We start from the raw sequence: 24229 nt of genomic DNA, 5'->3' as shown, positions 1-24229 counted from the left end.
TATAAAATATAATACCAATAAGAATCGTTACCCACTAAAACCCAACTTTATGAAATATCTAAGTATTCTATTCTTACTCACTTTATTAATAAGCTGTAAAGAAGATAAAGAAGCCTCCACTAGCCTGCCTCCTACAAATAACAACCCTACAACAACCACCAGTGATCAAAGCACTGACAGTAACACAGAAATCTCAGCTACAAAAAGCAATAATATAACTGCTAGCGGTAATATCACCGATTATCTAAAAGATATAAAGTCTTTTACTACATCTGAAAAAGGAAACCCTATCGAAGAATTTCAAAAACTTGCAGATGACACCGCGGCAGAAAAAATCGATATTTCAAAAGAAAACTTTGGAGAAGCTTTAAAAAAAGCCACAGACTTTAAATACATTTTTATAACAGTAGAAAACCATACAGTAGTAAAAATAGACGATGTCTCTAAATGCAAACCATCAGGATCTTGGGCAACATGTGTGCCCTTTGCAAGAGGTTATATCAAAAAGGGAGAAATGATTTATCAAGAAGACTATGCAAATAACATAATAGGTTTACCTAATGATCAGAAACGAACGATGTACTTATTCAATTAAATCCTAATTTAATAAATACGTAATAAGCGTATAAATTCAGAATCTATTTACTCAAACTCGATAATTTATTTATCGAGTTTTTTTTTGTTTTATACTCGCTTTCGCGAAAGCGAAATAAGAAAGTTATTTATATTAATTAAAATTAATAGGGAAAAATAAATAACTATACAAAAATAATAGAGTAATAAATAAACAATATAATTGTTAAAAAACAAAATAATTGATAACAACTATATTTTATCTTGATAACCATAAAAATTAAAATGTTAAAGTTTTTAACCTAAAATACTGTACAACAGATTTATAAAAAAAACAAACTATAATCCCTATTAACTAACTAGGATTTAATTTGTAGGAAATTAGGTTAACAATAGTTAATTGTGATATTTTTAGCGTTTTAACCAAATAAATCAAAACGTATGAAACTATTTCTACACAAAAGACTGGTATTTCTATTGATGCTAGTCGTGCAATTTTCGTTTGCACAAGAAAAACAAGTCTCTGGTACAGTATCAGACTCTTCGGGAGAAGTATTACTGGGTGTTAATGTTCAAAAGAAAGGAACTAAAACCGGAGCACAAACAGACATTGATGGTAAGTATAGTATTCTTGCTCAAGAAGGCGACGTACTTATTTTTTCTTACTTAGGACTGCAGACTAAGGAAGTAAATGTTGCTGGAGAAGCAGTGATTAATGTTGTTTTATCCGATGATGCTGAAGCATTAGGAGAAGTGGTAGTTATTGCGCAAGGAATAAAAGCTAAACCAAGAGCTCTAGGATACGCCATTGCAACAGTAGATGGTGATGAAGTAACTAGAGCTAAAGAGGTTAACGTAATATCTGCACTAGCTGGTAAAGCACCTGGTGTGAGTGTAACTAACTCTTCAGGTTCAGTTGGAGCGTCTGCTAACATTAGAATTAGAGGTAATAGTTCTATCGTAGGCGGTAACTCTCCTTTATTTATTGTAGACGGTGTCCCTATTGATAACTCTTCTACATCTGAAGCAGATGGTGACGGAGGTTTAAGTGGTACTGACTTCTCAAACAGAGCAGTAGATCTTAACTCTAACGACATCGCTAGTGTAACTGTACTAAAAGGACTAGCCGCTCAAACTCTTTACGGAATTAGAGCTTCTAATGGTGTGGTATTAATAACTACTAAAAAAGGGAAATTAGGTAAAACGACTGCAAGTATTACCTCCAACACAACTTTCTCTCAATACAATAAAGTACCTGATCTTCAAAGAACCTATGCTCAAGGTGGTGTTGTAGGTGGCGTTTTAACTTACAGAGGTCCAGAAACTTTTGAAGGAGATTCTTGGGGACCTAACGTTAACACTCTAGAGTATGATGGAGCTACTGACTACCCTTTTGATAGTAATGGTCGTCTAGTTGCTGCTGGAACAGGAAATGGACAAGCTGCAAACACTTATGACCATTATGACTTCTTTAAAACAGGAGTGCTTCAAGAAAATAACTTTTCTGTTGCAGGTGGAAATGAAACAATAAGATACCGTGGTTCTATAGGTAGATTAACACAAGACGGTATATCACCTAACGAAGAATTTGACAGAAAGACTTTTAGAGCAGATATAAATGCAAAATTAGATGACAAATTTAGTTTAGACATGTCTGGTCAGTACAGTGTATCTGGCGGTAATCGTGTACAAAGAGGTTCTAACATATCTGGGATTATGCTAGGTCTAGTAAGAAGCACACCTACTTTTGATAACGGTAACGGTCTTACAGGTCAAGATGCTGCAGATAATTCTTCTTCTTACTATTATGATATAGCTGGGCAAGAATTACCTGGCCAAAGAAGTTATAGAAATGGAATTTACAACAACCCATACTTTACGGTAGCACAAAATTCTAACACAGATGATGTAAGTCGTTTTATAGGTAAGGTTGGTCTCAACTACAAATTATCTGACGAAGTTGAAATAAGATCTGCTCTTTCTGTAGATCAATATACAGATCAAAGAAAATCAGGATTTAATGTTTTAGATGCTTCATTCGGTTCTGGTAGAGTTATAAATGACCAGATTGCAAATGCTGATATTAACTGGAACATGGTTATCAACGGTTCTAAGCAATTAAATGAAGATTTAGGCTTCACATACAATGTAGGTTATGATGGTTATTACACTAAATTCAGCCGCCGTATCCAAATAGGTGATGGATTAACTATTCCAGGATTCTTTGATGTAAGCAATGCTTCTTCTAATCAGGTACGTGAGTCTGCTGGAGGAAAAAAATTAATCGGTGCATTTGCAACGGCTAGTTTTAACTACAAAGACATGATTTATGTAACTCCATCATTTAGAAATGACTGGTCTTCTACACTACCTGTAGGTAACAATTCTTTCCAATCCTATTCTTTAGGTACTAGTTTTGTATTTACGGAACTTTTTAAAGAAAATGATTCTTTCTTAGACTATGGTAAACTGAGATTATCCTATGGATCTGTAGGTAAAGATGCTCCTACCCTAGCAACAACTACTGTATTCGGTGGATCATTCATAGGTGGTGATGGCTTTATTCAAGGCGTTTCTTTCCCTGCTTATGACACGGTATCTTTTGAGAGATCTGGTTTAGCTGGTAATCCAAACTTAACTCCTGAAAAAGCAAGAGAATTTGAAGTAGGTATGGAATTAAAAATGTTTGATAACAAATTAAAATTTGACGTAACTTATTATGACAAACTTTCTTCTGATGTAATCTTACCTGTAGATGTTCCATCTTCATCAGGTTTTACTAGTAAAATAGATAACGCAGCAGAAGTTTCTAACAAAGGTGTGGAAATTGCACTAGGTTATACACCTATAAGAACTGAAGATTTTCAATGGAATATTGATGTGAACTGGACTACTTATGAGAACATTGTAGAATCACTTGCACCAGGTGTAGAGCAAGTAACTTTAAATGGATTCTCTAGCACATCTGCAGTAGCAGCTGCTGGACAGCCTTTTAGTGCAATATTCGGTAGTAGTTTTCAAAGAGACGACGCTGGTAATGTTTTAATAGGTGACGATGGTTACCCTATTCAAAGTACTGAGAATTCTATAGTAGGTGATCCTACTCCAGACTGGCAAGCAGGAATAAGCAATACTTTTTCTTATAAAGACTTCTCTTTATCATTCCTTTTTGACATTAGAAAAGGTGGTGATGTATGGTGTGGTACTTGTGGTATCCTAGATTACTTCGGTACATCTACTCGTACTTTAAACAGAGATCAAACTACTGTTTTTCAAGGTACAGTACAATCTACCGGTCTACCTAATACACAAGTTGTTCCTTATTACGATTCAACTATTAGTGAAAACAACAACTTCTATAGAAGATATGGCTTTGGTGGTACTAGTGAAAGTAATATCTATGACGGTTCATGGATAAGACTTAGAGAATTAACAGTTACTTATAACTTACCTTCTAAGTTACTAGAAAAGACATTCTTTGAAAGCGCATCTATTTCTGCATATGGTAGAAACCTATGGTTAAGTACTGATTATCCAGGAGTAGATCCTGAAACGAACTTAACAGGAGATAGTAATGGTTATGGTTTAGATTATTTCAATCAACCTAATACCAAGAGTTATGGTGTAAACCTTAATCTTAATTTTTAAAAAAAGCCAATATGAAAAAAATACAAATATTAATAGGAGTCCTATTTCTCAGCTTAGTATCCTGTGAAATTACAGACGAAAACATAGATCAAAATAACCCTAATGGCGCATCAGTAAATGCAGGTGCCGTTTACCCTGGTATGATTGCACAAACACATAGAAATATGGTTGCCATCAATGCTAGAATAGCAGGTATAGTTGCCCAACAGTATGAAGGACTAGACGCACAGCAGATAGCATATGACCAGTATAATATAGGTGAAGATGACACTGATGACTATTGGGATGCGGCACTTTACGGTACAGGTGCTATGCCTGACTGTTATGGTATTTTCACAAGTAACACTGAAGAAGTAGGAGCACTAGCAAAGTTATACATGGCTGCTAATCTAGGTCTAGCAACTACTATGTGGGGTGATGTACCTTATGATAATGCATTTATTGGAGATCAAGGTAATTTTAACCCAACATTTGATTCTCAAGAAGACGTTTATGCTACTATCCAAAGATTACTAGATGAATCTATTGCTGGAGGAGTATCTAGTGGTATTGGAGAATTCTATGGTGTTGGTTCTGGTGGAGCAGATTGGGAAAAAACAGCGAGAGCATTAAAGGCTCGTTATTACATCCATTTAACTTCAGTTGATAATACTGCTGCAGCTAGTGCTCTTGCCCAAGCACAGTTAGCATTATCTAGTACAAGTGAACAAGCAGATTTTGTTTATTCTTCACCAGCGGCAAATTCAAATCCTTTGTTCTTGTTTGACAATGACAGACCTGGTACACTAGGTGTAAGCCCACAGTTAACTTCTTTAATGACAGGAGACCCAAGGCTACCAGTTTACACTAACGTAGACGGTGATTTTGCAGGAGCAGGATTATTCTGGGGACAAGCAGACTCTCCTACTCCATTAATTTCTTATTGGGAAGTTAAATTCATAGAAGCTGAAGCGATCGTAAGAACAAGCGGTACCGATGCAGATGCTCTTGCTGCACTGCAAGCTGCTGTAGAGGCTAACATGCTTTATGTAGGAGTATCACAAACAGATGCAGACACTTATACTGCTGCTCTAACTCTTTCAGGAAGTATGGATGATAAAATAGAAACGATTGTTACTGAAAAGTACAAATCTTCTTATGGTAACGCACCGATTGAAGCATGGACAGATTTTAGAAGAACAAAATTCCCGGCTTTAACACCTAATCCAAGTGCTGTAGGTGGTGTTAATCCTTCTAGAATTATTCCTCGTAGATTCCTTTACCCTATCTCTGAAAGATTAACTAATGGTACTAATTATAACGCAGCAATTAGTGCACAAGGTGGACATTTACTAGACAACGACATGTGGGCATTTCCTACAAACTAAGGATTAGCCAACTATTTAAATTTTGATGTGAAATCACATCTTTATAATCCTTTACTAGAAACTCGATAATTTAATTATCGAGTTTTTTTGTTTTAAACTCGCTTTCGCGAAAGCGAAATACGTAAGAATTCATTTACAAAAAGTAACTTTAACAGAAAATCCTATATCGCGTTAACGTCTTGTTAAGAAATATTGATGTTTATGACAATATATTTAGGCATCAATAAAAAACAAAATCAATGAGCAAAATTAAAATGTTAATGATGCTGCTACTAGCAGTCTTCATGACAACAAGCTGTTCTGTTTTCCAAGGGAAAAAGAAAACAGCGCCTAAGACAAGCGCAGCAGCTAAGAAACCTAAAAAAGGCGACATACAACCTTACTCAAAGGTAATTACTAAAAAAGCCAAAAGTGATGAAGGTTTATTTACTGTACATCAAGTAGGAGAAAAATGGTTTTATGAAATACCTGACAGTCTTTTTAATAGAGAGATGTTAATGGTAACACGTATTGCAAAAACTGCATCAGGCCTTGGTTTTGGTGGTGGAAAGCAAAATACTCAAACATTAAGATGGCAAAAGAAAAATAAAGATGTACTACTTAGAGTTGTATCTCATCAAGTAGTTGCTGCAGACTCTTTACCTGTTAGTATTGCAGTAGAAAATTCAAATTTTGAACCTATCCTTTACTCCTTCCCTATTAAGGCTATAAAAAAAGATAGTGTTGCTAACAATACTGTAATCGACGTAACCGACTTCTTTACTAAAGATGTAAAAGCTATAGGTTTCCCACAAAGAGCTAGATCTAGATATAAAGTTAGTAGAATAGACGCTACAAGATCGTACATAGACACTCTACGTTCTTACCCACAAAACATAGAAACGAGACACGTAAAAACATACTTTTCTAGTGCGCCACCTTCTAACAGAAGTGTGCAATCTATATCATTAGAATTAAGTAACTCTATGATACTTTTACCTAAAGTACCTATGAAGAGACGTTACTTTGACCAGCGTGTAGGATGGTTTGCTAGAGGGCAACAAGATTATGGTCTTAATGATCAGAAGACAAAAACAGTTACTTACTTAGATAGATGGAGACTTGAGGTAAGAGATGAAGACATGGCTAAATTTAAGGCTGGTGAACTAGTTGTACCTAAAAAACAAATTATTTATTATATCGATCCTGCAACACCTGTTCAATGGAGAAAATATATAAAGCAAGGTATTGAAGACTGGCAAGTTGCTTTTGAAGCAGCAGGTTTCAAGGAAGCTATCATTGCAAAAGATGCACCTACTAAAGAAGAAGATCCAGAATGGAGCCCTGAAGATGTTAGATTCTCAACGGTAAGATACTTAGCATCTCCTATCCCTAATGCAAATGGACCTCACGTAAGTGACCCACGATCTGGAGAGATTCTTGAAAGTGATATTAACTGGTACCATAATGTAATGACTTTATTACATAACTGGTTCTTTATACAAACTGCTGCCATCAACCCAGATGCACGTATGAATAACTTTGATGACGAGGTTATGGGACGTTTAATACGTTTCGTAAGTTCTCACGAAGTAGGTCACACACTAGGTTTACCTCACAACATGGGTAGTTCTATTGCTTATCCTGTAGAAAAATTAAGAGACCCTGCCTTTACTAAAGAATTCGGTACTGCACCATCTATCATGGATTATGCTCGTTTTAATTATATCGCACAGCCAGAAGATGGAGATGTAGCTCTTATGCCAGAAGTAGGTCCTTATGATAAATATTCTATCAAATGGGGTTACATGCCTATACCTGATAAAACTGCAATTGAAGAAAAGAAAACACTTGATAGCTGGATTCTTGAAAAAGCTGGAGATCCAGTTTATAGATTTGGTCGTCAGCAATTTGGTGTTGTAGATCATACTTCACAAACTGAAGATCTAGGAGACGACTCTATGCGTGCTAGTGAATACGGTATTAAAAATTTAAAGCGTATTGTGCCTAATTTAGGTAAATGGACTGGTGAAGAAGGTGAGAACTTTGACGAATTAGAAAGTATGTACGGTCAGTTAGTGGGACAGTTTAATCGCTACATGGGTCACGTTACTGGAAATATAGGTGGAGTTAAGGAAACGTACAAAGCTTATGGCCAAGAAGGTGCTGTTTACACACATGCTTCTAAAGATAAGCAACAACGTGCTATGGCCTTTTTAAATACACAATTGTTTGACACGCCAGAATGGTTGATTGATCAAAATATTTTCAATAAAATAGAATCGGCTGGTGGAATAGAAAGAATACGTGGTATGCAAGTACGCACACTTAATAGTGTTCTTGACTTTGGCCGTATGGCGAGACTTATGGAAAATGAAGAAGTAAACGGTAGCAATGCATATGGTTTACTTGATATGATGACTGAATTAAGAAACGGTCTCTTCAAAGAACTTCCTAAAGGTCAAACTATCGATCGTTACCGTCGTAACCTACAACGTGCTTACGTAGAAAGACTTGAATTCATTATGACTAATGAAGCTCCTAGAAGCCGTTTTGGTGGTACAAGAGTAGATGTAGAACAAAGTGATATTAGACCTATCGTACGTGCAGAGTTAGTTACTCTTAAAAGAGATGCTACTCGTGCAGCTAGTCGCACTAGTGATAAATTATCTAAAATTCACTTACAAGATTTAGTAGAAAGAATTAATATGATACTTGATCCTAAGTAATTAGTTTACATTTAGAAATTCATCAAAAGCCGATTCATTAAGTTGAATCGGCTTTTTCTATTAAATAAAATGAACTGAATAAATATCTTAAATCACACTTAAGGGCTATTTATTTATATTTGATTCTTAACGGTATTCTTATTTTTAGAAAATAAAGAGGTAAATAAATATCCTGATTAAAATTATGAAAGCTAAAATATTAGAATATTTAAAAAACGACCATCATTACTGGTGGACTGTTGGAGTTTTACCTGGCATCTATTCTTTATTATATTTTTATCAAAACAATTTTACATTAGTTAATTCGTGGAAGCAACTTATAGCATTCATAATTTATTTTATAATCACTCCATCTATAGTAATAGGTTTATTGGATTTCTTATTCAAAAAGAAATTCAACAGCTATCGCAAGTATTTATATTATTGCTTTTTGTTGCTTAATCTTGCTATCATCCTATCTCTATTTATTTATATGAGTTGGAGATGGAAAGTTCTTATTCTAGTTGCTGTAATTACTATTCTATCTTCTATATTTCTATCTAAATTCTATAAAATAGGCGTGCTACTTTTAAGCCTTATGATTATTCCTGCGATATTACAATTCGGTAATTACTATTATCAATCTATCTACAGTCTTCAAGAATGGTCTCAACCACAAGATTTTGAACAATTAAAATTTAAAAAGAAACCCAATATTTATCTCATTCAGCCAGATGGTTATGTAGGTAAACCCACCATGACTGGACAGTTATATAACTACCCAAACGATCAATTTTATGATAATCTAGAAGCTATCAATTTTAATTTTAATCACAACTACCGAAGTAATTATCCATCTACATTATCTTCTAATAGTGCATTATTTAATGCTCAGCACCATTATTTTGACCAAGGCAAGGCAAAAAATGAGCTATTCAATGCGAGAGATAAAATTATGGGAACTAATCCGGTTATGAGAACTTTAAAAAATAATGGCTATGAAACAAACGCTATTTTACAGAGCAATTATTTGCTTTATAACAGACCTAAAGTATTCTATGATTATTTAAATATTAAAATGGAAGACGTGTCGTTTTTTCCTGCATTTCGTAATGACATCGATTATTATTCTGATTTCAAAAAAAGAATGGAAATTAATCAAAGTACAGCACCGCAATTTTTCTTTATAGAAATCCTAAACCCTAGTCACATCAATCACAGTAAAAAATATAGTCTAGGAATTAAAAAAGAGACAGAAATTTATCTAGAAAAAATACCTGGTATAAATGACGAAATAAACAAGCTCATACAGTTAATCACAACAAAAGATAAGGATGGAATAATAATAATCGCAGCAGATCATGGTGGGTTTGCAGGATTTGAATATACTGGGAGTGCCTTTCTTAAACCTACTAATGACTTAGAGTTAAAGAAAAGTATTTTTAATTCTTTACTAACTATAAAAGCAACAGAGGAATTCAATCCTTATAGAGAAAAAATTACCAGTTCTATAAATTTATTTCCAGAGTTATTCTCCTATTTATCAAATCAATCTCCATCTTTAATAACTAAAGATGCATCTAGCTATATAATGATTAACACAACTACAAACACTGGTGTTTATCAATATTTCAATAAAAATGGAGAAAACGTAACCGTAAAAAAGCCGACTCATTAATAATAAGTCGGCTTAGTTTTAAACTGCACTAATCTTCTATTTATTCCTTACCTTTTTCTCCCAGGCCCAAGAACTTGCTAGAGCCTGCTCTAGACTATATTTAGGTTTCCATCCTAAAACATTGCTTACTTTTTCAGTTTGAGCATATGCTTCTATTACATCACCTGCGCGACGACCTACTATTTTATAATTTAATTTTTGCCCGCTAGCCTTTTCAAAAGCAGTTATTACTTCTAAAACAGTTGAACCTGTCCCAGTCCCTACATTAAATACTTCGAAATTATCTTTTGCTTTCTTCTCTAAAAGTCTAGACAGTGCAGCTACATGAGCTTTGGCAAGATCTACGACGTGAATATAATCTCTTATCGCTGTACCGTCTCTAGTTGGATAATCATCACCATAGACAGAAAGTTGTTCTCTTAAACCTACAGCAGTTTGGGTTATATAAGGCACCAGGTTTTGAGGTACGCCTAGCGGTAACTCCCCTATTTTTGCACTATCATGCGCTCCTATAGGATTAAAGTACCTTAAAGCAATTGCTTTAAGATTAGGCTTAACTCGGCAAGTATCGATAATAATTTCCTCTCCTATTTGCTTTGTATTGCCATAAGGAGATTCTGCAGGTTTTACAGGCGCATTTTCCGTAACGGGCAACTCATCTGCCTGACCATAGACAGTACAAGAAGAGCTAAATATAAGACTCGCTTCTTTGTCTTGGATGTTTTGTAATAGATAAACTAATGCATTAATATTATTCTCATAATATAATAATGGATTCTTCACACTCTCACCTACTGCTTTAGAAGCAGCAAAATGAATAATCCCTGTTATATCCGGATACTGATTAAAAAACTTAGACAGAGCCTCTTTGTCTCTTACGTCTACATTTTCAAACGCCGGCTCAATATTAGTAATGGATTTTATATTATCTAGAACATCGATAGAAGTGTTAGATAAGTTATCTATAATTACAACCTCATACCCTTGTTCTTGTAGCTCCACCACCACATGAGAACCTATATAACCTAAACCTCCTGTTACTAATATTTTCATAGATTGTAAAGCTACATTATTTAAATAAATGACATAAAAAAAGAGCTGTAAAAATTACAGCTCTTGATATTATATTTATTGAAGAATATTAATCTTTAAGTAATCCTCTAGAGATTACTATTTTTTGAATCTCGCTAGTACCTTCATAAATCTGAGTGATTTTTGCATCTCTCATTAAACGTTCTACGTGATATTCTTTAACAAAACCATTACCTCCATGCACTTGTACCGCTTCTACAGACACGTCCATTGCAGTTTGTGAAGCAAAAAGTTTTGCCATAGCACCACTCATATCATAATTACGTCCTTGATCTTTATCCCAGGCACTTTGCATGACTAAGTGACGAGCAGCAGTAATATTAGTATGCATATCTGCTAGTTTAAAAGCAATAGCTTGATGATTACAGATCTCAGTACCAAATGCTTTTCTTACCTTAGAATAATCTCTAGCAAGCTCATAAGCTCCAGATGCGATACCTAATGCTTGTGCTGCAATACCTATACGACCACCAGAAAGTGTTTTCATCGCAAATTTAAATCCAAAACCATCTTCACCTATTCTATTTTCTTTAGGTACTTTAACATCATTAAAGATTAAAGAATGAGTATCACTACCACGTATTCCTAACTTATCTTCTTTTGCACCTACTTCAAAACCGTCCCAACCTTTTTCTACTATAAAAGCGTTGATACCTTTGTGCTTCTTTTCTTTATCTGTCTGTGCGATTACCAGATAAAAATCTGCGCTATTACCGTTAGTAATCCAGTTTTTAGTACCATTAAGCACATAATGATCACCTTTATCTATAGCTGTTGTTTTTTGCGATGTAGCATCACTTCCAGCTTCTGGTTCAGATAAACAAAAAGCTCCTATAGATTCTCCAGTAGTAAGCTTAGTTAGATATTTTTCTTTTTGTGCTTCGTTACCATATGTATCAAGACCCCAACATACTAATGAATTATTTACAGAAACAATTACCGATGCACTTGCGTCTATTTTAGAAAGCTCTTCCATCACTAGTACGTAAGAAATAGTATCCATACCACCACCACCATACTTAGGAGATGCCATCATACCTAGAAAACCTAGCTCACCCATTTTCTTAACCTGTTCAGTAGGAAATCTTTGAAGATTATCTCTTTCTATAACTCCAGGTAAAAGCTCTGTTCTTGCAAAATCTCTTGCAGCATCTCTTATCATTAGATGCTCTTCTGTTAGGCCAAAATCCATTTATTCTTGTATTTTTTTAGTTATTTTTCCGTTTTGCAAATCTAACGCTATTCTACACCATTTTCAACACCTTTAACTTATGAATCATCAGTACTATAACGTTTTAGGAGTAATGTCTGGGACATCTCTCGACGGCATTGATATCGCTCACATTACATTAGTACGCAAAGAGGTCTGGAGCTTTCAGATACATGTCGCAGAAACCATAGCCTACTCTACCGCTATGAAACAAAAGTTAGCTGATGCTATTTCTTATGACGCCAACTCTATTGAAACTCTTAATGAAGAATACACTGCGTACCTAGCAAATGAAATAAATCTTTTCATAGAAAAATATAAAATCAATAATTTAATTGCCGTCTGTTCTCATGGTCACACCATTTTCCATAAACCTGAAAATAACTATACTTTACAAATAGGTAATCTTCCTCATCTCGCTGAAATCATTAAGGAACGCGTAATTTGTGATTTCAGAGTTCAAGATGTAGAATTAAATGGCCAAGGTGCACCGTTAGTCCCTATCGGTGATCGTCTATTATTTGGCGATTATGACTACTGCCTTAATCTAGGCGGATTTGCAAACCTAAGTTTTGAAAAAGGCACGCAAAGAATCGCTTATGACATATGCCCTGTAAATGTTGTTCTTAACCACTATTCTCTTAAATTAGGTAAAGAGTATGATGCAGGTGGCGCTTTCGCGAAAGCGGGAAAAATACAATCCTCTCAACTAGAAAGTTTAAACGACTTACCATTCTATACGGAATCTGCACCTAAGTCGCTAGGTCTGGAATGGGTGAACAATCATATTTTTAAAATATTAAATCCATTAAACACACTAGATGCCATCACCACATTTACAGAACACGTTGCGATACAAATAGCAAATCAATTAAGTCCACAAAAAACAATATTAATAACTGGTGGCGGTGCTTTCAATACATATTTAATAGATTCTCTAAAGAAGCACACAGCTGTAAAAATCACAATTCCAGAAGATGAAATCGTAGAAAACAAAGAAGCATTAATATTTGCATTACTAGGCGTTTTAAAACTGCGCAATGCAAACAACTGTTTATCAAGCGTTACTGGTGCAGATAGAGATCATAGTAGTGGTGTTATCTACGTACCTTAAGAAATTGTAAAAAAGTAGATTTCCAATAATCACTATATTATATTTGTGCAAACTAATCTAGCCAAATGAAAGAACTACTTAAACGTTATGAAAACGCGAGTCCCGAAATCGTTTTCCACTGGAATGATCCAGAAACAGATGCTGAAGGATGGACAGTTATTAATAGTTTACGTGGTGGTGCAGCTGGTGGTGGTACTAGAATGAGAAAAGGACTTGATAAAAACGAAGTACTTTCTCTTGCTAAAACAATGGAAATAAAATTTACGGTTTCTGGTCCAGCTATAGGTGGAGCAAAATCTGGAATTAACTTTGACCCACAAGATCCTCGTAAAAAAGGCGTTCTAGAAAGATGGTACAAAGCAGTATCTCCATTACTAAAAAGTTATTATGGTACTGGTGGCGATCTTAACGTTGATGAAATTCATGAGGTAATACCTATGACAGAAGATTGTGGAGTATGGCATCCACAAGAAGGGGTTTTTACTGGACATTTTTCTCCAAGTGAAGCAGATAAAATTAATCGCATCGGACAATTGCGTCAGGGTGTAATTAAAGTCATAGAAAACCCAACTTTTTCCCCAGACGTTTCTAGAAAATATACCGTTGCAGACATGATCACCGGTTATGGTGTTGCAGAGGCGGTAAAGCATTTTTATGATATTTATGGTGGTGATGTAAAAGGAAAACGCGCCGTTGTACAAGGATTTGGTAATGTAGGTAGTTCTGCTGCTTTTTACCTCTCTCAAATGGGTGCTAAAGTAGTGGGAATCATAGACCGTGTAGGTGGATTGATTAATGAAGATGGTTTTAGCCATGAAGAAATTACAGAGTTATTTCTTAATAAGGATGGAAACACTCTTAAAGCAAAAGATTTAATTCCTTTTGAAGAAGTAAATGATCGCATCTGGAAAATCAAAACTGAGATTTTTGCTCCTTGTGCGGCCTCTAGATTAATATCTAAAGATCAAATAGATCAAATGATAGCGTCTGGACTAGAAGTTATCTCTTGTGGTGCAAATGTTCCGTTTGCAGATAAGGAGATTTTCTTCGGTTCTATTATGGAGCATACAGATGAGCAAGTTAGCTTAATCCCTGACTTTATCTCTAATTGTGGTATGGCTAGAGTATTTGCCTACTTCATGGAGCGTCGTGTACAAATGACCGACGAAGCAATTTTTAATGATACTAGCATAACTATACGTAATGCTATTCAGAATACTTTTAATAATAACAGTTCAAAAAAACAAATCAGTTCTACTGCATTTGAAATAGCACTTAAACAATTAGTTTGATGAAATACTTTTTAGGTAATAGTCCCAAGTGGTTTAAATTAACCATGATATTTTTCTTAATCTTTAACGTGATCGGTTACTTTACCCTTAGCGGTATGGTAATGGGATGGGTTTTCATTGCAGAATTTATTTTCTGTCTAGCAATGGCATTAAAATGTTACCCACTACAATCTGGTGGTTTATTAGGCATACAAGTACTTGCACTAGGTTTAACATCACCTGGTGGACCTGGTGAAGACCATGGTGTATATGCCGAAGTTTCTCAAAACCTTGAAGTAATACTTTTATTAGTATTTATGGTAGCAGGTATCTACTTCATGAAACCACTATTGATGCATATTTTTGTGAAAATTTTTACAAAAGTCAAATCAAAACTACTTCTTTCACTCGTGTTTTTATTAATTTGTGCTGTATTATCTGCATTCTTAGACGCACTTACGGTAACAGCTGTATTGATAAGTGTAGGTATAGGTTTTTACAATGTATACCACACCATTCATTCTAGTGATCTAGATTTAGATAAAGACAATAAACTAGACAGAAAACAATTAAGTGGTGAGACTCTTGAGCAGTTCCGTTCTTTCCTACGTAGTTTAGTAATGCATGGTGTAGTAGGTACAGCATTAGGTGGTGTTTGTACTATTGTAGGAGAACCTCAAAACCTTTTAATAGGTGGTAAACTAGCTGCAGCCGGTATCATAGACACAGACAATCAATTTATTGAATTTTTCCTTAAAATGGCACCAATAACGATTCCTGTTCTTTTTGCCGGTGTAGTAACTACCATTGTATTAGAAACCACGAAGACATTTGGTTTTGGTCAAAAAATGCCTCCTGTAGTACGACAAATTATAGAAGGATGGATGGAAAAAAGAGACGAAGAACGTACTGATAAAGAAAAATATGCACTTGTCGTTCAAGCAATATCTGCTATTTTATTAATCGTAGGATTAGCACTTCATATCGCACCAGTAGGATTCATTGGACTAGCATTAATCGTTATACAAACTGCATTTATGGGTATTACTGACGAGCACAGTCTAGGTAAAGCCTTTGAAGAGGCACTTCCTTTTACAGGTCTATTAGTTGTATTCTTTATAATCGTTGCTATGATACATGATCAACACTTATTTGCTCCTATTATAGAATGGGCACTAAGTCAGGATGCTTCTAGTCAGCCAGCAATATTTTACCTTGCAAATGGATTCTTAAGTATGATATCTGACAACGTTTTTGTGGCAACTGTATACATTAACGAAGTTAGCAATGCTTATACAGCAGGTACAATTACCAGAGAACAATATGAACATCTAGCAGTTGCTATTAATACCGGTACTAACCTGCCAAGTGTTGCCACGCCTAATGGTCAGGCAGCATTCTTATTCTTACTTACATCTGCACTAGCGCCACTTATCAACTTATCTTATGGTAAAATGGTAAAAATGGCTTTACCTTATACTATTGTGTTGACACTAGTAGGATTAGGTTGTGTAGTATACTTTTTATAATAAAAGAGTATTATTGTAAGAGATTATTGTGATCTCGCTTTCGCGAAAGCGGAATTATTTAAACATAAAAACGCAATTTATAGGACAATGAAACTCCTATAGATTGCGTTAACAACCATACTAATTACATACTTAATGAGCCTACTTTTTCAAGAAACCGCAGAAGTTACTACAGAGGCAGCACCTCTAGTAAATGAACAATCTGAATCTTTGCTAGGATTAATTACCGCTGGTGGACCATCTGGAACCATTATTATTGCGGTATTAATTCTTTTGTTATTTTTTGCTTTGTACATTTATTTTGAGCGACTTATGAAAATAAGATCTAGTTCTAAAATAGACAGTTCGTTCATGCTTAACATTAAAGACCATATTTCTAATGGTAGATTGGATAGTGCAAAAATGCTTTGTGCAAAAGAAGATTCTCCAGTAGCAAGACTGACTGAAAAAGGTATAAGCCGTATAGGCTCACCTTTAGAAGATATCAATAGCGCAATAGAAAATGCAGGTAAACTTGAGGTATACAAACTTGAGAAAAACGTGAGCATGCTAGCAACGATCGCAGGTGCTGCACCTATGATAGGTTTCTTAGGTACTGTTATCGGTATGGTATTAGCCTTTAAAACACTAGCAGATGCTGGTGGTAGTGCAGACATGGGTAGTCTAGCTGGCGGTATTTACACCGCTATGATTACTACGGTTGCTGGTCTTATAGTAGGTATCGTTGCTTATATAGGCTATAATCACCTAGTTGTAAAGACTGATAAAGTAGTACACCAAATGGAAGAGAATGCATCTGACTTCTTAGACCTATTAAATGAACCTGCTTAATTATGAATTTAAGAGGTAGAAATAAAGTTAGTCCAGAATTCTCGATGTCGTCCATGACTGACATCGTGTTTTTACTTTTGGTATTCTTTTTGCTTACATCTCCATCGATAACACCTGAAGCTTTAGATCTTACATTACCTAGCGCAGGTGGCAAGACACAGAAGCAAGGTAAAGTTACCGTGAGCATATCAGAAGATGGTCTTTATTATGTAGATGCAACGCAAGCTACAGAAGAGGACTTAGAAAGTAGAATACTCAAAGTATTGGAAGGAAAAGAAAAACCGACCATCATGCTGCGATCTGACGAAAATGCTGCTGTACGTCATACTGTTAAAGTAATGGCTATTGCAAATAGAAATAAGGTTGAAGTCGTACTTGCTGTAAAAAATAATTAATCATGAGTTACTTAAAGACAAAAGAACAAAAGATATCTGCAGGAATAAGTACTCTACTTATTCTGATGCTTATTCTCGTATTCAGATTTGTCTCTGTAATTAATGTAATTGAACCACCAGAAGATGCTGGTATCGCGATCAACTTTGGTAACACCGCTGTGGGATCAGGACCTGTTGAACCGGCAAAACCGACTAAAGTAGCCCCAGAGTCTAAACCAGAAGTAGTTGAGCAACAAGAAACGCCACAAGTTGAAAATATAGTAACTCAAGAAAATACAGAAGCACCTACGGTAGAATCAAATCCAGATGCAAAACCAGATCCAAAGCCTGTAACTAAACCTGTCACCAAACCTGTTAAACCTAAGCCAGAACCTAAACCTGATTCTTCCGTATTAGATGCTTTAAACAGCGTCGCAGGAGCAGAAACTGTAGATGGAGAAACTAGCCAAGGACAAGGTCCTGGAGACGGTCCTGGTAATAAGGGAGACATTAATGGCGATCCATATGCTAATACATATTACGGCGCGCCTGGCAGTGGACAAGGTGGTAAAGGTTATGGATTAAATGGTCGTGGTAAAGTGGCTGGTAGCGGCGTTACACCTGATTGTTTTGAAAGTGGTAAGGTAATCGTAGAGATTCATGTAGACAGATCTGGAAAGGTTACACAAGCGTTCCCAGGTAAGAAAGGAACCACTAATAAGGCAAACTGTTTATTACAAGCTGCAAAACAAAGTGCTATGACTTATAAATTTAGCCCTGCACCTAAAGCCCAGCCTACACAAGTAGGGTTTATAGAAGTTATATTTAAAGTAGGAGAATAACATTGCTTACTTATAAAGAAACTTTAGAATGGCTGTTCTCGCAGCTACCTATGTATCAAAGAGCTGGAAAAGCAGCCTATAAAGCCGATTTGCAAAACACAATAGACTTAGATAACCATCTAAGCAACCCACATAAAGCTTATAAAACTATACACCTAGCAGGTACAAATGGCAAAGGATCTACCAGTCATATGATAGCTAGTGTACTTCAAGAGGCTGGATATAAAGTAGGACTATACACATCTCCACATCTTAAAGATTTTAGAGAACGTATTAGAATAAACGGTAAGATGTGTACCGAACAATTTGTAATAGAATTTATCCATAAGCACCAATCCTTTTTTAAAGATCACCAACTATCCTTTTTTGAAATGACCGTAGGTATGGCTTTTCAACACTTTAAAGAAGAAAATGTAGATATAGCTATCATAGAAACAGGTTTAGGAGGCAGACTAGACTCTACTAACATTATCAAACCTATTATAAGCGCTATTACTAACATCGATAAAGATCATACTGCTATCTTAGGAAATACATACACTAAGATTGCTCTAGAAAAGGCAGGTATCATTAAAAAGTCTATTCCAGTGGTAATAGGTGAGAAAAAAAGCTACTTAAAAAAGCTATTTAACAAAATCGCTAATGATCGACAAAGCTCTGTCCATTTCATAGATCACAGAACTAAAAGCTCACCTACCGACCTTAAAGGCCACTATCAAACATCTAATGCAAGACTAGCAAGTAAAATAATAGAGTTAATTACTCCAGAGCACTTTATTGTTTCAAAAGAGCATCTAAATAAAGGGTTACTACACGTAGCCCACAATACAGGTTTAAGAGGTAGATATGATGTAATTAACCAGCATCCTAAAACCATACTGGATACAGCACATAACGTAGCAGGTATAAATCTATTGATAAATCAAATAAAAAAGGAACCATTTAGACAATTGCATATAGTTTTAGGGATGGTAAGCGATAAAGATGCTGATAATGTAATTAAGCTTTTACCCAAAAATGCTATTTATTACATCTCAACACCAAATATTCCTCGAGGAATGAAAAAAAATATTTTAAGCTCACATTTAAATCGCTACGATTTAAACAACACTATATTTAATACTGTAAATCAAGCATTTGAAGCTTCAAAAACAGCTGCAAATCATGAAGATTTGATCCTTGTAACCGGTAGTACATTTGTTATTTCAGAAATAATTTAAAAAAAACTTGTAAAAATTCTTTGTGTTTCAAAAAAGGGTTGTATATTTGCAACCGCTTAGGGCGCTTAGCTCAGTTGGTTCAGAGCACTTGGTTTACACCCAAGGGGTCAGGGGTTCGAATCCCTTAGCGCCCACAAAAGGTCTTCAGAAATGAAGACCTTTTTTTATGCAATAAATTTAAGTACAATCTCTTTTTAATTATAGCTTAGAAACAACTCCTCAAACACATTATAACAGTTCATTAATCTCCCGCTTCAACTGCCACATTAATACAATATAATAAAAGCTACTCACAAAGCTTAAATCATTACTTTTAAGCAACCTTTTAGATATAGCTAAGTTAACCTTAAATCGCCTATTTAAACTACTTACATAGCCTTGCTGACTCGATAATCATGATGCTAAAGAAACTTATTATCTAAAGCCCATTTTTAATAGACACTTAAAGCAGTCGAATTATAATCAGAAGATGTTTTTTTTTTTAATAATAGCAAAGAAGCACTTTATTGAATTTATTTTCAGACGACACATGGCTTTATTCACTTCCTAATGCATAGGAGGAAAATAAGGGGTATAAGAGGCAGATCACCTGCTGAAATATGAATACTCTTGGATATTAGAATCTCTCAAACAGGAACAACGTACGTGCTGTTCCCTCGATTTTTTCAGATTTTATCAATTTAAAATATTTTTGATACGCTTTCGCGAAAGCGGAAATAGTATAATCGTCAAATAAATGACGAGCGTCTCGCTTGCTATTCAATATAAATTCTACCCAACTATCTTCTCTATCTGGAAATTCAATAATGAGATACTTAGACAATTGTGAAAAATATTGTGCACTCATTTCAAATGGTACGTTACCAGTTAAAGTAATATGATGGATCAAGGCCAAAGCCATACTTAAATCTGGCGCAAAATCAATTACTCTTGAATTGAAAGAATCCCTTTCTTGATTATTAAATCCTACTCCAGGAGATGGCTGCATTAAATCATTTACCAAACATATCAATTTACCTGAATCACTTTTAAGATGATTAAGATAACACTGATCAATCGCAGGCTGATCTATATCACACACTATAAGTTGATCTACCTGAGGCAACAACTCTTTACCAAACGTACCGTCGTTACCACCTAAGTCAATAACTTTTTTAGAATTTAATTCTTTATTCCATTTTACAATAAGATCCTTCTTAAACACGAAGGAATTCTTGTTATAATTGGTCTGAGAATAATATTTAGACCATTCTGTATTTTCCTTAGACTCCATGCCATCAATATACATCTCTAATGCAGACAACATCTTTATCTGAGCAGCTTTACTGAGCTCCACAGATTGATCAGAATTGCCTTCATTCTTATCACTGTTATTATCAGATTTAGATAATAGATGAATATGACTGTACACGGTAGGATTGAATCTACTAAAAAACGGTAGTTGTCTTTTTACTTCGTTAAGATCAATACCATTAATAGAATGTTGTAATGTTTTTAAATGATAACTTCCATGATACCGAGCAAGTAAGAGAGGACCGAAAAAATGCTCATTAAATTGTTGGAGCGCTCTCCACGGTGTGTTTACTTTATACTGTTCTATACTAAGAGTATCTATAAAGATCGCTTTACCTTTTTGAAAAGTTATATTAAAAGCTGAAGCATCTTTAAGAGAAAAATCATTCTCTAATAACCAAATTTGCAATCTAAGAGTAAGCTGTGCAGCATGTTTGTACTGTGTAAAACTCCACTCATACGGATAAGTAATAAAATCTAATTGCTCTGGCTCTAGAATAATTTTATTATGACCAGAAGATATCTCCTTATGTGAGACCAACCATTTTTTATCAAAAAGCGATTTATAGATACCTGAAGACACCGCGGCTTTATACTCATCAAAAAATACCGGATTAATCTGTCTAAAAAATTTATCGTTTTCTTTAAAAATAAACCCAGAAGGATCTCTGTATGATGAAGGATGTTTCAAAATTATTTAGTTTCGGAGTCTTTATTATAATTACTCTCAAAACTATTCTCTTTTGCAGCTTTTCTTAAACCGAACCAGCCTTTTATGAAGGTTACAACTTTTTTATAAAACAAAACGAAACCTGCAAGTGCTGCTATAGCTCCTTGAGCAATCATCATCCCAAGGCCTGTATCAAAATAGAGTAAATTATTCATACCGCAATTTACTTAAAAATAAACATCTTATAGTAAAGTTGCCACTTGAACATTAATCCACTCCAGAAAACGCTCATCAGCTTCATTGAAAGCATTTATAGTATTGCTATCTATATCTATCTGACCGATATTTTTACCGTCTTTAAACATAGGAATCACGACCTCACTTTTCACGTGAATGCTACAAGCTATATAATTATCTTGTGCATGAACATCTTCTACCACAAAATTAGAATTTGAAACCGCTACTTGTCCACAAATTCCTTTGCCAAAAGGTATAACAAGATGATCTGTAGGTAATCCTGCCTGACTCCACAAATGTAGGGTAGGTTCTGACTCATGTGCCATATAAAAACCAACCCAATTATAAGTATCAATATTACTTTGCAACAAATTGCATATCGATTGCATTTTCTGCCTAACGTCTATACCATTACTGTTTACTATATCGGTAATTTCTGGCTTTAAGATATCTAAATTCATAATCTAACTTTAATAAAAAGCAAAGCTAGTATTTGGTTTCTTTATAATAACTAAATTTGTGTAAAATAAATCTATTTGAAAACATTAAAACCTTATTATCCTATATTCAAATTTGTGGCTGTCTTTTTCGGCATTTACATTTTGCTATCAATAAGTTATTATCTGTTTTTAACTGTGAATTGGAATAGTTACAACTATCCAGATCCTATCACAGCACAAATAAGCTATCAAACGAAAAGTATTCTTAACTACTTGGGGCATCAAACAGAAACTATCAACTCACCTTCTCACCCATCTGTAATTCTATTTATAAACCAGTCTAAAATATACCGAGTAATCGAAGGATGCAACGCGGTAAGTGTAATGATACTGTTTACCTCCTTCATAATCGCATTTGCTAAAGATTTAAAGAAAACAATTTCATTTATATTGTTTGGAATAGGTTTTATATATGTAGTCAATTTGATTAGGCTGGTATTATTGGCATTAATATATGTATCATATAAAGAGCATGCACATTTTGCTCACGAAATTATTTTCCCAACTATTATATACGGTGCGGTAATCACTTTATGGTTATACTGGATAAAAAATATTAAAAATGCATAAGGTGAAAATAATTTTATCGGTATCATTATTAATAATAGGTTTGATATCTGTGAGAGTATTTGAATCATATTTATTTTACGATCCTTTCAATTCTTATTTCAAAAATAATTTTCAAAACCTCTCCATCCCTGATTTTAACGTACTAAAATTCATATTATCTCTGACTTTACGTTTTCTGATTAATCTTATAATCTCTTTAAGTATTATATGGGTTTTATTTAAAACTAAATCTTATATAAAAGCAACTCTTTGGGTTAACCTGACATTCTATATACTACTACTTACAGGTTTTATAATATTTTCCCAATTTGACAGTAATTGGATAAAGATGTTATTATTCTACATCAGAAGATTTCTGATCCACCCTATTCTTTTACTGATATTAGTACCAGGATTTTATTTTACAACGTTCACAAAGAATGATAACAAGATATAACTATCATTTCACAATAAAATTAGTGATAATTAAATCACATAACTATTTATTAAACTAGAATGAAAGTTATATTCAACTAGCATAGCTTCATAATGATTTCAGCAACAATAAAGTCACTGTCCAAGTGATTGATCAAGGTCAACAAATTGTCTGTATAATGTCTCTCATTAAGTTTCATTTCTACTACTTGAAGACAATATATTACATTCAGATTCAGAGATACATTAACCAACGCCGATCGGATAATTATGCTATATGAGATATTTTATTCTTTTTTCTATATAAAAGATTTCACTTAGCATATTTCTTCTATTCTATTCATCTGCACAGAGTAGACTATGTTTCTATATTTTCTAAATCAATAATGAGAATTCATCACTGTATAATAGCTTGTAATACGCATTATGATGATGCAATTAAATGCTAGTAGTTTAAATAGCTTGTCCATTTCAATAATAAATATAAATAGTTATGTGTCGCTATATAATATAATTTACCGTCACCTAAACTATCATCTTTTTAACGCAAATCATTAACTAAAATAAGCATCTCTTGTGCTAAACATTGACTGAAACCTCTTTTCGATAGAGAGATATAATTAACTGTCTGCGAAGTCCAAGAAAGCTACAAGTAGATGCTATTATTTCTCTGTATACTCTTATATTTATTTTGATAATTCAGGCTTGTAGTTTTTATGATCTCGAATCAAATACCATTTATTCAATACCATTTATTCAATACCAATTAGCAAATTCAAATAATCATCTTTTTTCTCCATACTCTATTAGACAAACAACTCTTGCTTTCTGTTTCTGAAGCAAGTTGACTTTTGCTTTTAACTCGATTAATTTCAGCACAGAAGTTTCTCTTACACTAAGATTCTAGCACTGCACTATATCAGCATGGGACATGTATAAACAAAAAAAACCCTTGTCTTTAAGACAAAGGTTTAAAAGAAGGCGGCGACATACTCTCCCACAAATAGCAGTACCATCTGCGCAAATGGGCTTAACTTCTCTGTTCGGAAAGGTAAGAGGTGAGCCCCATCGCTATAACCACCTTAATGGTTGCAGTTGAAAATCAACTG

The 24229-nt window shown here is 34.4% G+C and carries 19 protein-coding genes, 1 tRNA gene and 1 rRNA gene; 15 read left to right on the top strand and 6 right to left on the bottom strand.

What is annotated here, in order from left to right:
• Positions 1-49 precede the first annotated feature (49 nt).
• The 5 genes from ABJF08_RS09465 to ABJF08_RS09445 all read left to right on the top strand — a co-directional run bounded on the left by ABJF08_RS09465 (position 50) and on the right by ABJF08_RS09445 (position 9953).
• Positions 50-595 carry a hypothetical protein gene (locus tag ABJF08_RS09465; protein WP_348115911.1) on the top strand — a complete coding sequence of 182 codons (546 nt, stop codon included), beginning with the start codon at positions 50-52 and terminating at the stop codon, positions 593-595.
• Positions 596-1014: 419 nt separating this feature from the next.
• On the top strand, positions 1015-4221 hold the full coding sequence (locus tag ABJF08_RS09460; RefSeq protein ID WP_348115910.1) for a SusC/RagA family TonB-linked outer membrane protein: 3207 nt from the start codon (positions 1015-1017) through the stop codon (positions 4219-4221).
• Between the two features lie 11 nt (positions 4222-4232).
• Entirely contained in the window at positions 4233-5588 is a 1356-nt protein-coding gene (locus tag ABJF08_RS09455) for a SusD/RagB family nutrient-binding outer membrane lipoprotein (RefSeq protein WP_348115909.1), read from the top strand.
• A gap of 239 nt (positions 5589-5827) precedes the next feature.
• The gene (locus tag ABJF08_RS09450) at positions 5828-8296 is read left to right on the top strand and encodes a zinc-dependent metalloprotease (RefSeq protein WP_348115908.1); all 2469 of its coding nucleotides are present in this window, start codon (positions 5828-5830) and stop codon (positions 8294-8296) included.
• Positions 8297-8480: 184 nt separating this feature from the next.
• Positions 8481-9953: a hypothetical protein gene (locus ABJF08_RS09445; RefSeq protein WP_348115907.1), complete on the top strand. Its 1473-nt coding sequence runs from the start codon at positions 8481-8483 to the stop codon at positions 9951-9953.
• 36 nt (positions 9954-9989) lie between these two features.
• Here ABJF08_RS09445 and galE read toward each other — a convergent pair whose 3' ends face one another.
• Positions 9990-11006 (bottom strand): UDP-glucose 4-epimerase GalE, encoded by a 1017-nt coding sequence (gene galE / locus ABJF08_RS09440; protein ID WP_348115906.1) that lies wholly within the window; start codon positions 11004-11006, stop codon positions 9990-9992.
• Between the two features lie 88 nt (positions 11007-11094).
• Positions 11095-12237 carry an acyl-CoA dehydrogenase gene (locus ABJF08_RS09435; protein WP_348115905.1) on the bottom strand — a complete coding sequence of 381 codons (1143 nt, stop codon included), beginning with the start codon at positions 12235-12237 and terminating at the stop codon, positions 11095-11097.
• 79 nt (positions 12238-12316) lie between these two features.
• On the opposite strand from ABJF08_RS09435, the gene ABJF08_RS09430 reads away from it, so the two are divergent.
• From ABJF08_RS09430 to ABJF08_RS09395, 8 genes are all read left to right on the top strand, one after another.
• On the top strand, positions 12317-13369 hold the full coding sequence (locus tag ABJF08_RS09430) for an anhydro-N-acetylmuramic acid kinase (protein ID WP_348115904.1): 1053 nt from the start codon (positions 12317-12319) through the stop codon (positions 13367-13369).
• Positions 13370-13434: 65 nt separating this feature from the next.
• The gene (locus tag ABJF08_RS09425; protein WP_348115903.1) at positions 13435-14661 is read left to right on the top strand and encodes a Glu/Leu/Phe/Val dehydrogenase dimerization domain-containing protein; all 1227 of its coding nucleotides are present in this window, start codon (positions 13435-13437) and stop codon (positions 14659-14661) included.
• Positions 14661-16169 (top strand): sodium/proton antiporter NhaB, encoded by a 1509-nt coding sequence (gene nhaB, locus ABJF08_RS09420; RefSeq protein ID WP_348115902.1) that lies wholly within the window; start codon positions 14661-14663, stop codon positions 16167-16169. The genes ABJF08_RS09425 and nhaB overlap by 1 nt, the downstream gene beginning before the upstream one ends.
• A gap of 135 nt (positions 16170-16304) precedes the next feature.
• The gene (locus ABJF08_RS09415; protein WP_348115901.1) at positions 16305-17000 is read left to right on the top strand and encodes a MotA/TolQ/ExbB proton channel family protein; all 696 of its coding nucleotides are present in this window, start codon (positions 16305-16307) and stop codon (positions 16998-17000) included.
• 2 nt (positions 17001-17002) lie between these two features.
• Positions 17003-17395 (top strand): biopolymer transporter ExbD, encoded by a 393-nt coding sequence (locus ABJF08_RS09410; RefSeq protein WP_348115900.1) that lies wholly within the window; start codon positions 17003-17005, stop codon positions 17393-17395.
• Between the two features lie 2 nt (positions 17396-17397).
• Positions 17398-18216: a hypothetical protein gene (locus tag ABJF08_RS09405; protein ID WP_348115899.1), complete on the top strand. Its 819-nt coding sequence runs from the start codon at positions 17398-17400 to the stop codon at positions 18214-18216.
• Between the two features lie 50 nt (positions 18217-18266).
• Complete coding sequence (locus tag ABJF08_RS09400) at positions 18267-19436, top strand: Mur ligase family protein (protein ID WP_348115992.1); 1170 nt, start codon at positions 18267-18269, stop codon at positions 19434-19436.
• 59 nt (positions 19437-19495) lie between these two features.
• Positions 19496-19570: transfer RNA gene (locus tag ABJF08_RS09395), tRNA-Val, on the top strand.
• A gap of 482 nt (positions 19571-20052) precedes the next feature.
• Here the strand turns inward: ABJF08_RS09395 and ABJF08_RS09390 are convergent.
• The 3 genes from ABJF08_RS09390 to ABJF08_RS09380 are packed head-to-tail and all read right to left on the bottom strand — an operon-like array spanning position 20053 to position 22097.
• Positions 20053-21420 (bottom strand): class I SAM-dependent methyltransferase, encoded by a 1368-nt coding sequence (locus tag ABJF08_RS09390; RefSeq protein WP_348115898.1) that lies wholly within the window; start codon positions 21418-21420, stop codon positions 20053-20055.
• A gap of 2 nt (positions 21421-21422) precedes the next feature.
• Positions 21423-21614, bottom strand: coding sequence for a hypothetical protein (locus ABJF08_RS09385; RefSeq protein ID WP_348115897.1), 192 nt, complete (start codon positions 21612-21614; stop codon positions 21423-21425).
• Between the two features lie 27 nt (positions 21615-21641).
• Positions 21642-22097: a GAF domain-containing protein gene (locus tag ABJF08_RS09380; protein WP_348115896.1), complete on the bottom strand. Its 456-nt coding sequence runs from the start codon at positions 22095-22097 to the stop codon at positions 21642-21644.
• 75 nt (positions 22098-22172) lie between these two features.
• Here ABJF08_RS09380 and xrtF point away from each other — a divergent pair, with 75 nt between their 5' ends.
• Both xrtF and ABJF08_RS09370 read left to right on the top strand, forming a co-directional pair.
• Positions 22173-22706 (top strand): exosortase family protein XrtF, encoded by a 534-nt coding sequence (gene xrtF, locus ABJF08_RS09375; protein ID WP_348115895.1) that lies wholly within the window; start codon positions 22173-22175, stop codon positions 22704-22706.
• The gene (locus ABJF08_RS09370) at positions 22699-23142 is read left to right on the top strand and encodes an exosortase F system-associated protein (protein WP_348115894.1); all 444 of its coding nucleotides are present in this window, start codon (positions 22699-22701) and stop codon (positions 23140-23142) included. The genes xrtF and ABJF08_RS09370 overlap by 8 nt, the downstream gene beginning before the upstream one ends.
• 954 nt (positions 23143-24096) lie before the next feature.
• On the opposite strand, the gene rrf is transcribed toward ABJF08_RS09370, so the two are convergent.
• A 5S ribosomal RNA gene (gene rrf, locus ABJF08_RS09365) occupies positions 24097-24205 on the bottom strand.
• Positions 24206-24229: the final 24 nt, after the last annotated feature.

The sequence above is a fragment of the Nonlabens sp. genome (assembly GCF_039941875.1).
Taxonomy (GTDB): Bacteria; Bacteroidota; Bacteroidia; order Flavobacteriales; family Flavobacteriaceae; genus Nonlabens.
This window is presented reverse-complemented; position numbering and strand designations above follow the sequence as displayed.

Excerpts from the sequence above, each read along its gene's own strand:
- ABJF08_RS09465 (WP_348115911.1), top strand. The coding sequence starts at position 50 with ATGAAATATCTAAGTATTCTATTCTTACTCACTTTATTAATAAGCTGT.
- ABJF08_RS09460 (WP_348115910.1), top strand. The coding sequence starts at position 1,015 with ATGAAACTATTTCTACACAAAAGACTGGTATTTCTATTGATGCTAGTC.
- ABJF08_RS09455 (WP_348115909.1), top strand. The coding sequence starts at position 4,233 with ATGAAAAAAATACAAATATTAATAGGAGTCCTATTTCTCAGCTTAGTA.
- ABJF08_RS09450 (WP_348115908.1), top strand. The coding sequence starts at position 5,828 with ATGAGCAAAATTAAAATGTTAATGATGCTGCTACTAGCAGTCTTCATG.
- ABJF08_RS09445 (WP_348115907.1), top strand. The coding sequence starts at position 8,481 with ATGAAAGCTAAAATATTAGAATATTTAAAAAACGACCATCATTACTGG.
- galE (WP_348115906.1), bottom strand. The coding sequence starts at position 11,006 with ATGAAAATATTAGTAACAGGAGGTTTAGGTTATATAGGTTCTCATGTG.
- ABJF08_RS09435 (WP_348115905.1), bottom strand. The coding sequence starts at position 12,237 with ATGGATTTTGGCCTAACAGAAGAGCATCTAATGATAAGAGATGCTGCA.
- ABJF08_RS09430 (WP_348115904.1), top strand. The coding sequence starts at position 12,317 with ATGAATCATCAGTACTATAACGTTTTAGGAGTAATGTCTGGGACATCT.
- ABJF08_RS09425 (WP_348115903.1), top strand. The coding sequence starts at position 13,435 with ATGAAAGAACTACTTAAACGTTATGAAAACGCGAGTCCCGAAATCGTT.
- nhaB (WP_348115902.1), top strand. The coding sequence starts at position 14,661 with ATGAAATACTTTTTAGGTAATAGTCCCAAGTGGTTTAAATTAACCATG.
- ABJF08_RS09415 (WP_348115901.1), top strand. The coding sequence starts at position 16,305 with ATGAGCCTACTTTTTCAAGAAACCGCAGAAGTTACTACAGAGGCAGCA.
- ABJF08_RS09410 (WP_348115900.1), top strand. The coding sequence starts at position 17,003 with ATGAATTTAAGAGGTAGAAATAAAGTTAGTCCAGAATTCTCGATGTCG.
- ABJF08_RS09405 (WP_348115899.1), top strand. The coding sequence starts at position 17,398 with ATGAGTTACTTAAAGACAAAAGAACAAAAGATATCTGCAGGAATAAGT.
- ABJF08_RS09400 (WP_348115992.1), top strand. The coding sequence starts at position 18,267 with ATGTATCAAAGAGCTGGAAAAGCAGCCTATAAAGCCGATTTGCAAAAC.
- ABJF08_RS09385 (WP_348115897.1), bottom strand. The coding sequence starts at position 21,614 with ATGAATAATTTACTCTATTTTGATACAGGCCTTGGGATGATGATTGCT.
- ABJF08_RS09380 (WP_348115896.1), bottom strand. The coding sequence starts at position 22,097 with ATGAATTTAGATATCTTAAAGCCAGAAATTACCGATATAGTAAACAGT.
- ABJF08_RS09370 (WP_348115894.1), top strand. The coding sequence starts at position 22,699 with ATGCATAAGGTGAAAATAATTTTATCGGTATCATTATTAATAATAGGT.